Origin of the sequence: Anaerozeibacter quisquiliarum (genome assembly GCF_051162045.1) — a bacterium.
GTDB classification, from domain to species: Bacteria; Bacillota; Clostridia; order Christensenellales; family Aristaeellaceae; genus Anaerozeibacter; species Anaerozeibacter quisquiliarum.
Window position 1 is genome coordinate 90,971 of sequence record NZ_JBISDI010000001.1, and the last position, 13,386, is coordinate 104,356.

The 13,386-nt window shown below is 63.3% G+C and carries 14 protein-coding genes; 4 read left to right on the forward strand and 10 right to left on the reverse strand.

The features are described from left to right. Window positions 1-23: 23 nt before the first annotated feature. The 7 genes from asd to ACH6CV_RS00440 form a co-directional block, all read right to left on the reverse strand. The gene (gene asd / locus ACH6CV_RS00410; protein WP_456356170.1) at window positions 24-1,106 is read right to left on the reverse strand and encodes an aspartate-semialdehyde dehydrogenase; all 1,083 of its coding nucleotides are present in this window, start codon (window positions 1,104-1,106) and stop codon (window positions 24-26) included. 41 nt (window positions 1,107-1,147) lie between these two features. After that, window positions 1,148-1,957, reverse strand: a complete 810-nt coding sequence (locus tag ACH6CV_RS00415; RefSeq protein ID WP_456356171.1) for a hypothetical protein — start codon at window positions 1,955-1,957, stop codon at window positions 1,148-1,150. A gap of 36 nt (window positions 1,958-1,993) precedes the next feature. Beyond that, window positions 1,994-3,457, reverse strand: a complete 1,464-nt coding sequence (locus ACH6CV_RS00420) for a GMP synthase (glutamine-hydrolyzing) (RefSeq protein WP_456356172.1) — start codon at window positions 3,455-3,457, stop codon at window positions 1,994-1,996. Between the two features lie 24 nt (window positions 3,458-3,481). Further along, on the reverse strand, window positions 3,482-3,859 hold the full coding sequence (locus tag ACH6CV_RS00425) for a MazG-like family protein (RefSeq protein WP_456356173.1): 378 nt from the start codon (window positions 3,857-3,859) through the stop codon (window positions 3,482-3,484). Window positions 3,860-3,931: 72 nt separating this feature from the next. Beyond that, window positions 3,932-4,381 (reverse strand): nucleoside deaminase, encoded by a 450-nt coding sequence (locus tag ACH6CV_RS00430; RefSeq protein ID WP_456356174.1) that lies wholly within the window; start codon window positions 4,379-4,381, stop codon window positions 3,932-3,934. Beyond that, window positions 4,371-5,687, reverse strand: coding sequence for a DUF1186 domain-containing protein (locus ACH6CV_RS00435; RefSeq protein ID WP_456356175.1), 1,317 nt, complete (start codon window positions 5,685-5,687; stop codon window positions 4,371-4,373). The genes ACH6CV_RS00430 and ACH6CV_RS00435 overlap by 11 nt, the downstream gene beginning before the upstream one ends. Before the next feature lie 385 nt (window positions 5,688-6,072). Next, a complete protein-coding gene (locus tag ACH6CV_RS00440) occupies window positions 6,073-7,137 on the reverse strand; it encodes a 6-phosphofructokinase (RefSeq protein ID WP_456356176.1) in 1,065 nt (354 codons plus the stop codon). 201 nt (window positions 7,138-7,338) lie between these two features. Between ACH6CV_RS00440 and ACH6CV_RS00445 the strand changes: the two genes are divergently transcribed. Genes ACH6CV_RS00445 through ACH6CV_RS00460 form a run of 4 tightly spaced genes read left to right on the forward strand, consistent with a single transcriptional unit; the run spans window position 7,339 to window position 10,793 of the window. Further along, entirely contained in the window at window positions 7,339-8,022 is a 684-nt protein-coding gene (locus ACH6CV_RS00445; protein ID WP_456356177.1) for a 5-bromo-4-chloroindolyl phosphate hydrolysis family protein, read from the forward strand. Then, complete coding sequence (locus tag ACH6CV_RS00450; protein WP_456356178.1) at window positions 7,985-9,238, forward strand: toxic anion resistance protein; 1,254 nt, start codon at window positions 7,985-7,987, stop codon at window positions 9,236-9,238. Before ACH6CV_RS00445 ends, ACH6CV_RS00450 begins: the two co-directional genes overlap by 38 nt. Window positions 9,239-9,253: 15 nt before the next feature. Beyond that, window positions 9,254-9,802, forward strand: a complete 549-nt coding sequence (locus ACH6CV_RS00455) for a LemA family protein (RefSeq protein ID WP_456356179.1) — start codon at window positions 9,254-9,256, stop codon at window positions 9,800-9,802. A gap of 10 nt (window positions 9,803-9,812) precedes the next feature. Beyond that, window positions 9,813-10,793 carry a TPM domain-containing protein gene (locus tag ACH6CV_RS00460; protein WP_456356180.1) on the forward strand — a complete coding sequence of 327 codons (981 nt, stop codon included), beginning with the start codon at window positions 9,813-9,815 and terminating at the stop codon, window positions 10,791-10,793. 57 nt (window positions 10,794-10,850) lie between these two features. Here the strand turns inward: ACH6CV_RS00460 and ACH6CV_RS00465 are convergent, their stop codons facing one another. The 3 genes from ACH6CV_RS00465 to ACH6CV_RS00475 all read right to left on the reverse strand — a co-directional run bounded on the left by ACH6CV_RS00465 (window position 10,851) and on the right by ACH6CV_RS00475 (window position 13,124). Continuing rightward, window positions 10,851-11,594 carry an ABC transporter permease gene (locus ACH6CV_RS00465; protein WP_456356181.1) on the reverse strand — a complete coding sequence of 248 codons (744 nt, stop codon included), beginning with the start codon at window positions 11,592-11,594 and terminating at the stop codon, window positions 10,851-10,853. Next, a complete protein-coding gene (locus ACH6CV_RS00470; RefSeq protein WP_456356182.1) occupies window positions 11,581-12,315 on the reverse strand; it encodes an ABC transporter ATP-binding protein in 735 nt (244 codons plus the stop codon). The genes ACH6CV_RS00465 and ACH6CV_RS00470 overlap by 14 nt, the downstream gene beginning before the upstream one ends. 71 nt (window positions 12,316-12,386) lie before the next feature. Beyond that, window positions 12,387-13,124 carry a MerR family transcriptional regulator gene (locus ACH6CV_RS00475; RefSeq protein WP_456356183.1) on the reverse strand — a complete coding sequence of 246 codons (738 nt, stop codon included), beginning with the start codon at window positions 13,122-13,124 and terminating at the stop codon, window positions 12,387-12,389. Window positions 13,125-13,386: the final 262 nt, after the last annotated feature.

The window sequence follows — 13,386 nt, forward strand, 5'->3', positions numbered from 1 at the left end:
TCGCCCGCACCCCATTGGCAGCGTTACTTATGCGGGATGTATCCCTCGTGACAAAGCAGCTCCGCCGTCTCCACCGCGCCGCCCGCCGCGCCGCGCAGCGTGTTGTGCGACAGCGACACGAACTTGTAGTCGAAAATGGAATCCTCGCGCAACCGACCCACCGACACGCCCATGCCGCCGTACAGGTCGCGGTCGAGCCGGGTCTGCGGGCGATTGTCCTCGGTGAAGTAGGTGATGAATCTCTCCGGCGCGCTCGGAAGCCGGTAGCGCTGCGGCAAACCCTCGTAATTCCGCCAGCGTTCGAGGATCTCCTCATGGGCGGGTTTCTTGTCAAACGCCACCGACACCGCGGCCATGTGGCCGTCGGCCGCCGCCACGCGGTAGCACTGCGCGCTGATTACAGGGCGCTCGGCCGGCACGATCTCGCCGCCTTGCACGCTGCCCCAGATCTTCAGCGGCTCGACCTCGCTTTTGAACTCCTCGCCGCCGATGAACGGGATCACATTGTCCGCCATCTCCGGCCAGGTGTCAAACGTCTTGCCCGCGCCCGAGATGGCCTGATAGGTGCATACGCTGATCTGCCTGACGCCGTACTCACGCAGCGGCGTCAGCGCCGGCACGTAGCCCTGGATCGAGCAGTTGGGCTTGCAGGTGACGAAGCCGACCTTTGTGCCGAGGCGCTTCCTTTGCGCCTCGATGACGGCCATGTGCTCCGGGTTGACCTCCGGAATCATCATGGGCACGTCGGGCGTGTAGCGGAAGGCCGAGTTGTTGGACACCACCGGCGTCTCGGCGCGCGCGTACTTCTCTTCAAGCGCGCGGATCTCGTCCTTCGGCATATCGACGGCGCAGAAGATGAAGTCCACCCCCGCCGCGACGGCCTGCGCATCGGCGGCATCCATCACGGTCATGCCGGCCGCCGCCTCGGGCATCGGCCAATCAAACGCCCAGCGGCCGCCGACCGCCTCGCGGTAACTGCGCCCGGCCGAGCGCGGGCTGGCCGCGAGCGCCTTCAAATCAAACCACGGATGATCCCTGAGCAGCGATACAAACCGCTGGCCTACCATACCGGTCGCGCCCACCACGGCGACAGCATACTTCCTCATCGAAAATTCCCCCGCTTGCAAGTGTATTATTGGTTTCGGCGTCAATAGACGTCGATCCCCGGATAGCGCATCAGCATCTTCTCCGGCCGAAACCCCGACGTGGCGGCCAGCCGCACCGCGCCGGTCAGGCGCGTCCATACGTCGAAGTAGGCTTCCCGCAGCCCCTTGTCCAGCCAGTACAGCCGCGAAAGCTCCAACAAATAGCTGGCTGCGCCCTTACGCTGCCAGGCGGGCGCTACGCAGATGATGCCCACGACGCCCGCGTCCCCGTCCGACCAGGTGAGCAGTTCGCCCGCGAGCCCGGTGTTTGCTACGACCAGCAGCCGCGCGAAATTGGGCAGCGCCTTGAGCGACTTAAGCCAATTCAGATCGCGCGTGCGCGCGAATGTTAAATTGTAGCGTTCGATGAAGAAGCGGCTTTCGTCCTCGTCGATCAGGTAGTCGCGCACGATCGTACAGCCGGCCGGCAGGGGCTTCACGATGGGCCCGCGCGACAGGTGCTTGCGCATTCTGACCAGCCCGTCGTCGTCGCGGTAGCCCAGCGCCTCGAGCGCGCGCATGCGGTTCTCGTCGTCGGGCTCGCATTCGGTATAGACGCGCGCGGCAAGGCCGGGCTCCATGCGCGCCAGTTGCAGCGCGCGGGCGGTGGCCGCGCCGATCAGCGCGTCGCGCGCCTCGCTCTCGCACTGCGTGCGGATCATCAGATGGTGCGGCCGGCCCGCACACAGCACGGCTAAGTGCGACTCAATCACCACCGCCTGGCCCAGTTCCTCCTCCAGATCGTCGTAGGCGACAAAGGTGTTTTGCACGCTCTGACCGTACAGCTCCTCCGCCCCATGGCGAATAATCAAGCGCATCCCTCCCCGCGGGTATCCTTTGTGCCCGTCCTACCATTCGATGTCATTGGACCGGCTGGTCACGTCGTAGACGACGCGCACGACGCGATCCACCTCGCCCATGATGCGCTCCACGACGCGCTCGAGCAGGTCGTAGGGCAGCCGGTAGGCGCTGGCGACCGCCGATCCGCCGGTCCAGTTGACCGCGCGCAGCGCCAGCGTGTAGCCGCCCTTGCCGCCGGTCTTAAGGTCGGCCAGCACCGCGAAGTACTGGCGGATTTTGCGGTCGAGCCCGGCCTCCTCGATCTCGTCGCGGAAGATGCGGTCGGCGGCGCGCAATGTGCCGAGTTTCTCCTCGGTCACCTCGCCCAGGCAACGCAGCGCCAGCCCGGCGTCGGGAAAGGCCTGGCGGCGCATGACCTCCTCGGGCACCTCGAGCGCCTCGCCCAGCAGGTGCACCTCGTCCTTGAACAGCCGTTTAAGCGGCTCGATCAGCGAGATAAAGCCGGGCGGGGCCGGCCGGGCCTCGTCCGACCGGCGGCTCGTCAGATCGCCGTAGGTCGCGCCGCGCGCCAGGTACGTCTCGCCCGGCAACTCGCGCGCGTATTCCTCGAATACGCGCGTAAGCTCCTGCGCGACCGCCTCGCGCTTGGCCTTCGAGTCTTGCACGCCCTCGATGCAGCGCAGGAAGCGCTCTCGCGCTTCGATCCGGGTGAGCTTGAGCCCGGGCAGCTTCTCAAACGCGCGGCGCACCGCATCGTTGTCGCCCGAGCGCATGAAGCCGGTGTCCACGTAGACGCACCGCAGCTGGTCGCCGACCGCTCGGTGCATGAGCGCCGCGCACACCGTGGAATCGACGCCGCCCGAGATCGCCATCACCACGGGCCGGTCGTCCACCGCGCGGCGGATGCGCTCGGCCTCCTCCTCGATGAACCGCTCCATCGTCCATCTGCGCTCGCAGCCCGAGATTGAGGCGGCGAAGTTGCCCAAAATCTTGAGGCCGTCCGGGTCGTTCTGCTCGGGGTAGAACTGCACGCCCCACATCTTGCGCTCCTCATCCTCGAACGCCACCGACCAGTCGCCCATCCGGGCGATCGAGCGGCAGCCGCCTGGCAGCTCGGCCTCGTCCAGCCGCTCCACGAAGCGCTCGCTGTCGGACACGCCTTCGAACAGCCGGCTCTCGCCGAAGCTGACCTCGACCGTCTGCCGGCCGGGCATGCTGCGCACGGCGCGGCCGCCGAGGGCGCGCAGCAGCACGCCCGCGCCAAAGCCCAGCCCCAGCATCGGCAGTCCCAGCGCGTACACCTGCTCGGACAGGCGCGGCGCGTCCTCGCGGAACGGGTTGCCCTCGCCGCCCGCCACGATCAGCGCGCGCGGCGCGCGGCTCATGATCCGCCCGATCTCGGCGTCGTAGGGCAGCACCTCGCAGTAGATTTCGCACGAGCGCACCTTGCGCGCGATCGCGACGCTGTGCGGCCCGCCCAAGTCGAGCACCAGGCACATGTTGTCGTACAAGGCGATTCCTCCCAGTTGAGACCACTACCGCCCGCACAGATCGCCGCGGGCCTGAAGTTCGGCGCGGCTGTTCGGACGTCGGTCTACGATGTCAATTTTGCGCAATATCTCGCGCGTTATGTCAATGCCCAGCGTACGCGTGAGCTGTAATCCGTACATCATTATGTCGGCAAACTCCTCCGCGATCTTTCCGACGCGCGCCTCGTCCCCGCCGCGCATCAATCGCTCGATGCCCTCGGGCCCCAGCCACTGGAAGTGCTCGAGCAGCTCGCTCATCTCCACCGTCATGGCCATGGCCACCTGCTGCGGGTTCTGAACGCCGTCCACGCCCCAGCCCTTGCGCAGGCACAGCCGATGCACCTGTTCCTTGAGTTCGTGCAGCGTGGTGTCACAATCGTCCATCAGGCGTCCTCTTTCCCATATCTGCATAATTATAAGCGGATTAACCGATCGGTGCAAGCCTTGGGGAGGAAATTAACGGCGGCGGCCGAAGAACGCGTCCAGCAGTGCCCGGCATTCGTCCTCGAGCACGTAGCCGTCGCTCTTCGCGTAATGGGCGAAGGCCGCGTCCTCGGTCAGCCGGTACAGGCTGCCGGCGCAGCCCGCCCGCTCGTCGGGCGCGCCCCAGACGACGCGTTCCACGCGCGCGGCCACCGCCGCGCCCGCGCACATGGCGCAGGGCTCGAGCGTCACGTACAGCGTACAGCCGGTCAAGCGCCAGCCGCCCAGCGCCTCGGCCGCCCTCCTAAGCGCCAACACCTCGGCGTGCGCGGTGGGATCTCCCATCTGCTCGCGTTCGTTGCGCGCGCGCGAAATAATCGCTTTATCCCGCATAACCACCGCGCCCACGGGCAGCTCGCCGGCGGCAAGCGCCTCGTGCGCCTCGCGCAGCGCCTCGCGCATCATGGCCTCATCAAGCGTCACCGGGCTTCTCCCATTCGTCGTCGTCTTCCGGCTCGTCCAAGAGGTTTTTCCCCCCGAAGCGCACGAACACATCCCTCACCTCGTCAAAGCGATCCGGCTGCTTGAACTGCCCGTCATGCGCGATCAACAGCCGCGCAAGCTCCCTCACCCAATGCTCCGAGCGGTAATGCACCATGTACCGCGCGTCGAAATCCGAGAAACGCTCGATCCCCTCGCGCCGGCACAGCTGCCGGAACAGCGCGTATGCTTCCAGCAGGAAGCCGATGCGCCGTACGTCAAGCCGCGCCTGCGTGACGCGTGAAAGCATGGGCGCGCGGCAATGAAACGCCTTGTAGACGGGGATGTCGACGGCAATCGCGTCGTCGTCGTAGCAATCGGCGAACGCCGTACCGTCCCCGCGCTTTTGCAGGCTGGGATAACCCTTGAGCAGTGCGCCCTCGGGGATCTCACCGGCGTCCAGGCAGCACTTCTTGTACTTTTTCCCGCTCCCGCAGGGGCAGGGATCGTTTCGGCGAGGCTTGGACGGATTGGGTGTTTCCATCAGCCCTGGCGACAGTTTTTTCTCCCGATCGAAACAGGCCCAGCTTTCCATCTCGGCAATCGCGTCGTCGATGTGCGACTTTATGTATCTGTCGTTGTCATAATTGAATATCGCGTCGATGAAGTCGTCGTATGCTCCGAACATCATGGGGTCGATGGCGTCCTCGTCGAACAGCTTCCTCACATCGGGGATGAGCTCCAACATATGAGCGCCTATGCAGCTGTCGGCCGCATAGGTAAGGAAATCCAGGTCGTCCTCCGCGGCAAGCCAGCGCTTCATGTCGCCCAGCAACGCGTCGCGCTTCACCCTGCCGTCCCGGCATATCCGTACATATCCGTCGAGCGCCGCGCCGCGAGCGAACTCGTCCAAACATCTATTCTCAATGACCGACCGCAAAAGCGGCAAATCATCGTCAAAGGTATCGCACAGCATGGCGTGCATTTCTTCGGTCAGCGTATCGCCCAGCAGAAAATCCACCAGCTCTTCTTCCAGCGTCAGGATGCGGATCAACTTCGGAAACGCCCGGCGCTCCCGGAATTGCGCCAACAGGTACATGGCGTAAATATGCAGGCTATAGTCGGAATTCTCGTCCGCCATCCGTCGCGCATTGTCCGCCGCGTAATCCAGCGCGTCCAGCAGCGCGGGCGTGACCTCTTTGCGCCGCTCGATGGCCTGTTCGAGCGCCTGTCGAGGGAAGCGCTCGTCAAAAAACGTCAGCGCCTCCAATACCTCCTGCGTCGCCATCGTCAGCAGTCTCCCCTTCATTGCTCCGTTTGGATTTATGGGCATTATAGCAGGAACGCGGGACCAGGTCAAATGGACGCCAATAAACAGCCCGGGCGCGCGCGGCAAAGAAGGGGGAAAACCGTGCGCAAACCCAGGCTGCCTATGTAGAAATTGTTCAGCGCCGGCCACCCGCTCCTATGGCGCAGCCCGCGATGCGGGTCTGTTGTGATGACCACCGCCGTCTTTGTCGCCGTCTGCCATTTGTCCTCGGCATCACCTCTTTCTGTGATTTTAAGTATACTAGACAATTTTGTCCAATCAAAGGTGCAATTGTGGCGATATTTTGAAGAATTCCCCCATCGATACTCGGGCATCCGGCCCTTGCGGGGCTCGGTCAGCTCGCGTGTCACGCGCGTCGGCGCGCCTAATCGCCCAGAACGATGCCAATATCCCGCGCGGTCTCGACCAATTGATGATCGGGCGGCACCAGCTTGGTCTTGCCGGCCACCTCGCCCAGCGGGTTGTGGGTCACCTCGTCGCCCCTAAGCGCCACCGACACGCCGTACTTGCCTTGCTTTATCAGTTCGGCCGCATGCACGCCGAAGCGGGTGGAGATCACCCGATCGTAGGCGCATGGGCTGCCGCCGCGCTGGATGTGGCCGGGCACCACCGCGCGCGCCTCGTAGCCGGTCTTCTTGGTGACCTGCTCGGCGATGCGGTGCGCCGCCGTCTTGTAGGGGTTGTCGCCGACGCGGTCCTTGCGCTTCTGCGCGGACTCCTCCTTCGACAGCGCGCCCTCGGCCACCGCGATGATCGAAAAGTTCTTCTTGCTCTTGCCGCGCGCCTCGACCGCCTGGGCCACCTTGTCGATGTCGTAGGGGATTTCCGGCAGCAGCACCACGTCCGCGCCGCCCGCCAGCCCTGCCTGCAGCGTCAGCCAGCCCGCCTTGTTGCCCATCAGCTCCACCACGATCACCCGCCCGTGACTGTCGGCGGTGGTGTGCAGCCGGTCGATGATGTCGGTCGCGGTCGCCGCCGCGGTGTGAAACCCGAACGTCACATCGGTCAGCCAGATGTCGTTGTCGATCGTCTTGGGCAGTCCGATCACATTGAGCCCCTCTTCGCTGAGCAAGTTGGCGGTCTTGTGGGTGCCGTTGCCGCCCAGCGTCACCAGGCAGTCGAGCTTCAACCACTTATAAGTGTCCTTCATCGCCGCCACCTTGTCAACCTGGTCCTCGCCGATCACGCGCATGTCGCGGTAGGGCGTGCGCGAGGTGCCCAGGATCGTGCCGCCCCGCGTCAGAATGCCCGAGAAGTCGCGTTTGGACATCTCGTGGTACTGCCCCTCAATCAGCCCGCCGAAGCCGTCCGATATGCCTACGATCTCGGCGTCAAACAGCTCGTACGCCGCACGCGCCACGCCGCGAATACAGGCGTTGAGCCCCGGACAGTCCCCGCCCGCCGTCAGGATTCCGATTCTCCGCTTCATAGGGCACCTCCCTTTCCATCATCACGATCGGTCTCATATTTTTCATCTTATCATAATTCAAACGCGTTTTACAATCCCACGCCACAATGTAAACAAAAAATCATACATTGCGCCCCCTGGGCAACCAATTGCATGTTGCGCCCGTGTCGGTTTTCGGCTACAATATGGAATATCGATTCAGACGGCGCGGAGGTGTATACCATGAAGACCAAGACCATCCGTTCGGCCATTCCGATCTACATCGCGGCGGCGGCCTGGCTGCTGTACGGACTGGCGCTGCCGCTGTACAAGACGCCGCACATCCTGATGGCCGCGGGGCTGTCGGTGGTCTGCTACCTGGTCGCGGGCAAGTTCTTCCCCGGTCGGGTGGTGGAGGCCGAGCTCGCGAGCGGCGACAAGGGGCTCGATCAGGAGCTCAGGGACAGCCGCGCCGAGCTCGACAAGCTGCGCGGGGCGGCCGAGGGCATGTCCCCCGCCATTTCTGCGCAGCTGGGGCGCATGGATAAGGCGGGCAAAGCCATCCTGGCCGCGGTGGCCGAGAAGCCGGCCCGCGCGGGGCAGGTGCGCAAGTTCCTCAAGTACTACCTGCCTACCACGGCCAAGCTGCTCGAGCAGTACCGCGAGATGGCGGGCGTTACCGTTCGCGGCGAGCACATCGATAAGGCCATGCGCAGCGTGGAGAACAGCCTCGGCCTGATCGCCGCGGCGTTTGAGAAGCAACTCGACAACCTCTACCGCGACGACGCGGTGGACATGACAAGCGACGTGCAGGTGCTGGAGACCATGATGGCCGGCGACGGCCTGACCGACGAGGGCATCCGGCAAGCAATGAAGGAGGATGTTGGCAATGTCAGACGAACTCAAACTGACGGTGGAATCGGGTGACCAGGTGGACCGGGTGATCGGCATGGCCGATCAGGCGGTCGAGCAGGCCGAAGCGGCGATATCCGCGCAGAGCGCGGCGACGCCCATCCGGCTGACGCTGACGCCGGAGGCCGCTTCGAGCGCCGCCGCGGTGGCCGTGGCGAAGGCAGCCGACGAGGAGCGGCCCCAAATCCGCCCTGAGGAGGTGCGCCCCGCGTTCACCCCCGAGGAGCGCAAGCTGATCGAGGAATTTTCGCGGAAGATCGACGTGACCGACACCAACCTGGTGTTTTCCTACGGCGCGTCGGCTCAGCAGCAGATCGCCAGCTTCTCGGACTCGGCGCTCAAGAGCGTGCAGACCAAGGACCTGGGCGAGGTGGGCGATATGATCGCCGGCCTGGTCACGGAGTTGCGCGGCTTCACGATCGACGAGGAGAACAAAGGCGGCTTCCTCGGCTTCTTCAAGAAGTCGATAGACAAGCTTCAAATGATGAAGACCCGTTACGACCATGCCGAGGTCAACGTGGGCAAGATCGTGGACGGCCTCGAGCAGCATCAGGTGCAGTTGCTCAAGGACATCGCCACGCTCGACCAGCTCTACGAGCAGAACCTGAGCTACTTCAAGGAGCTGTCGATGTACATCGAGGCCGGCCGGGTGCGTCTGGAAAGCGTCAAGGCGAACGATCTGGCCGCGGCGCGGCTCAAGGCCGAGACCAGCCGTCTGCCCGAGGACGCACAGGCCGCCAACGACCTGGCCGCCAAGATCGACCGCTTCGAGAAAAAGCTGCACGATCTGGAACTGACGCGCAACATTTCCATTCAGATGGCTCCGCAGATCCGGCTGCTCCAAAACAGCAACCAGATCATGGCCGAGAAAATCCAGTCCTCGCTCGTCAACACCATCCCGCTGTGGAAGAGCCAGATGGTGCTGGCGCTGGGCATGCAGCACACCCAGTCGGCGATGGAGGCGCAGCGCGCGGTGACCGACCTGACCAACGAGCTGCTCAAGAAGAACGCCGACAAACTCAAGATGGCGACGGTCGAGACCGCCAAGGAATCCGAGCGCGGCATCGTGGACATCGAAACGCTCAAGCAGACCAACGCCACGCTGATCGAGACGATGGACGAGGTGCTGCGCATTCAGCAGGAAGGCCGCGAGAAGCGCCGCTCCGCCGAAGCCGAGCTGGCCTCGATCGAGAGCCAGCTGCGGGCAAAACTGCTTGAGATCCGGCAATAATTTAGGAGGAAGACCATGCGCCTATCCGAAAACCGCGCGATCGCCTGGCTGGTGTTCGCCGCATGCGTCGTGTTTTCGCTGTCGTTCAGCAGCGGGCGCGCGCTCAGCAATCTGCGCGCCGACAACGAGCGGGTGTTCTTCAGCGGCACCGCCCAGTCGATGGGCCTGTCCATCGACAAGCACCTTAAGACGCGCGCGGACTGCGCCTACAACATCGCGAGCGTCGCGGGCAACTACCCGATCGACAAAGCGCTGACCGCCCATGCGAAGGACGCGGCCGACCAGCTTTCGTATGCCGCGACGATCGAGGACAAAAACGGGGCCAACCTTGCGTGCGAGCGCGCGGTGCAGGATCTGTACACCGCGATCGACAACGCCGCGCTGTCCGCGACCGACCGCAATTACGTGCTGTCGCAGTACCGGGATTTTCAGGCGGCGGGCGACTTGATCCGCCACGACAAGTACAACGAATACGCGACCGACTTCAACCGGGAGCTGTCGGCCTTTCCGGCGCGCCTGCTCGCCAACATGACCGGCGTCAAGCCGCTCGCGCTGTTCAGTTAGGGGCATGCCGATGAAAAAGTGCTTGATGGTGCTGCTGTCGCTTTCGCTCCTGTTCGCGCTGTCCGTGCCCGTGCTGGCCGACGTCGTGAAGCCGAACGCCGACTTCTACGTGCTGGACGCCGCGGGCGTGCTCACGCGCGAGACCCAGGCCCACATCATCTACAACAACGACCGGCTTTACGAGGCCTGCGGCGCTCAAATCGCGTTCGTCACCGTGGGCACCACCGGCTCCATCAAGCCGGCCGACTACGTCTATCGGCTGCTCAATGGATGGGGCGTGGGCTCGAAGGAAAAGAACAACGGCATCGTGGTGCTGCTTGCGATCCAGGACGACACCTACCAATATTTGCAGGGCACGGGGCTGCTGGAAAGCCTGCCATCGAGCACCATGGGCGACTTGGCCGACGAGTACCTCGAACCCTGGTTTGCGGTCAAGGACTACGACCGGGGCGCGCGCGAGTACTTTGACGCGCTGTTTCGGCAGTTGAACACCATCTACAACCTGAACCTCACCGTGAACGACGACATCCCGGACAGCACCGCCCGGTCGGTTCGTCCCCCCGCGTCCAAGCGCGCACCGCGCGCCACGGGCTCAACCGGCTTCAGCTTCGGAGACATCATCAAGGGCTTGATCCTGCTGGTGGTGCTGATGTCCTTCATTTCGGGCATGGGGCGCAGGGGCGGCTGCGGCTGCCTGCCCGGCCTGTTCGGCGGCTTTTTGGGCGGCATGTTCAGCGGCGGGCGCGGTCCGCGGCCCCCGCGCGGCCCGTTCGGCGGCGGCGGCTTCGGCGGCCCGTTCGGGGGCAGCGGTCCGTTCGGCGGCGGTCGCTCGGGCGGCGGCGGCGGTTCCATCGGCGGAGGCGGCGGCCGATCCAGCGGCGGCAGAGGCGGCTTCGGCGGAGGCGGCTTTGGCGGGGGCGGCGGCTTTGGCGGCGGCCGCTCGGGCGGAGGCGGCGGCTCCATCGGCGGCGGCGGCGGCCGGGGACGGTAGAAAGAACACGGCGACGGCACTTTGCGGGTGCCGCCGCCTTTTCGTTTGGGTTGCCGTCTATTCCCACCGGAAGAAGTTGAGCGATATCGCGGTGCACACGACGGCCAACGCGACCATCAGCGCAATCGGAAACATGACATCAGCCAACGGCAACCCGAGGGCGGTCGCCTTCAGAAGTTTGATGCCCTGCGTCAGGGGCATGGCGTCCGCCAGGTTTTGCAGCATGGGCGGCATAACCTCATAGGGCAGCGTCGTGCCCGAAAAAATGAGCATGGGGAAATAGAGCAGGCTGGCGATAACCCCCGCGATTTTCGCGTTGGGCGCGATGCCGCCCACCATCATGCCGAGGCTAAACATGGAGATCATGACCAGCAGATAGAATGCCAGGAATTGAACCCATGATCCCTCCAGCCGAAACCCGAAAAACAGGGCGGCGGTTAAATAGACGAGAGCAAGCGAGGCGAGCGCGTACAGCGCGTAGACGGCCACCTGTACCATCAAGATCAACAAAGGCGAGACAGGCGTCACCCTAAACCTTTTGAGGATATTCCGGTGGCGGTATTCGGACACGACCAGCGGCAGGCCCATCACGCCGCCGGCGCAGATGGCGATGCTCGAAACCGCGCCAAAGGACTGCGCGAGGAATGAGTAGGGCGCTGCGTCATAGGCCGGCCGGTTTCCATAGATGGCCCCGAGGATGACCAAGACGATCACCGGCATGATGAGGGCGAAAATCAGCATGTCCATGGCGCGCAGGGAAAGCTTGAGCTCCGTTTTCAGCATGGCGCTAAATGTCTTCATCGATCATATCCTCCTCGCCCGTAAACCAAAGGTAGGCATCCTCAAACCGATCGTAGGGACTGGCCGAGACCGCTTCCTGAACCGTGCCGGAAAACACGGACCGCCCGTTTTTCAAAATCAACAGATGATCGCAGAGCGCTTCAACCTCGTCCATGAAGTGTGAGGTCAGCAAGACGGCGAGGCCCTTTCGCTTCATCTCGGCGAGGTATTTCCAAATCGCCCGCCGCGCCCTGGCGTCAAGCCCGGTGGTCAGCTCGTCCAGAAAGACGACCCTGGGGTTTGGAATCAGCGCCAATACGATGAACAGGCGCTGCCGCTGTCCGCCGGATAAGTCCGATACCGCGCTCTTCTCCTTGTCTGACAAGCCTAGCTGTCCAAGCAGTTTGCGGCAATCCGCAGGCCTTGCATACAGCGATTGCGTGACTTCGCACAGTTCGCGGACGGCGATCCTGTCCTGATAGGCGCCCTCCTGAAACTGGACGCCCACCGCCTGAAACAGCCTCTTGCGGTCTTTTTGTGGATCCATGCCCAAGATCGATACCTTCCCGCTGTCGGCGCGCTTCGTGCCCAGGACGCACTCGATGGTGGTTGTCTTACCCGCACCGTTCGTGCCCAGCAGGCCAAAGACCTCTCCGCTGGATACCGAGAAACTCAGGCTCTCGACGGCGCGCAGAGAGCCGAATGACTTGTTGAGCCCGGTGACACTGATGGCTGTCTCCATAATCCATCCCCCTTTCAATTGACGCAAGTAAGCATAGCATCGTTTGAAAGGCTGGTGGCAAAGTGTAGGGTTTATAAATCTTTCATTTTTCCGATCTGGCGGAGCATATCGCGCGCGTTGGCTTCCGCCTCCCGCAGCGATGTAAGCAGTCTGTCGCACACCGACACGACGTCCGCCTCCAGGTCCGGCGTATTGAGCGCCCGCCCCATGTCGGCATCCGTATCGCGCGACAATGTGTTCAGCATCCGAAGAATTGCCTCGAGCGAGTAATTGGCGCAGCGGAGGGCGCGAATGATTCTTAGCCGACGGATATCCTCCTCGGTGTAGCATCGATAGCCATTTTGCTTTCTCTTTACGGTAAGCAGCCCATTCAGTTCCCAGTTGCGCAGCGTGTCCATGGATACCTGAAGATGCTGGGCGACTTCCTTGCGCTTCATGGACGGGATGGCGGCTGGACGCGCGTCTTTCAAAATCGTCTCCGCCTGCCGGATGGCCTCCAGCGCATGGCCTTGCTCTTTCTGGATATTGTGCAAATAGTCCCTGGCCAGGCCAAGCGCTTCGTCCAGGTTGCGCCTGGCCGCGGTCTTGACAATCTCAACCGCCTGCTTCCGCAGTCCATTTTGAACGATCTCTGTCTGCAGGGCCATCCGGATCAGCCGAATCTGTTCGATGTGAAAGCCGGTAAACGCGCGATAGCCGTTTGCCTGCCGATGTGCTTCGGGGATTAAGCCCAGCCGCTCATAGAGGCGCACCGTGTTTGGATGAACGCCGGTTGCCCCGGCCACTTGGGCGGTTCGATAGATGCGCACGGGGCATTCACCTCCGGGAATCAAGGATACCATGAAGATAAAGTCTGGCATTATTATGTGGAGGGTTATTATAGCAGACCGACGCGCCGTGCGCAAGGGAAACGCAAGGGTTGTGCCGCCTTTCTCGAAGGATCGGGCTGAGGATTTCATGCTGTCCCCGTCGATGCAAGGGTCCGATTTTGTAGCGCGCCCGCCGCCATTTTTTACACAAAAATGGTTGAATCAACCGCACGCAACGAATATAATATCATAAATCTTGAAT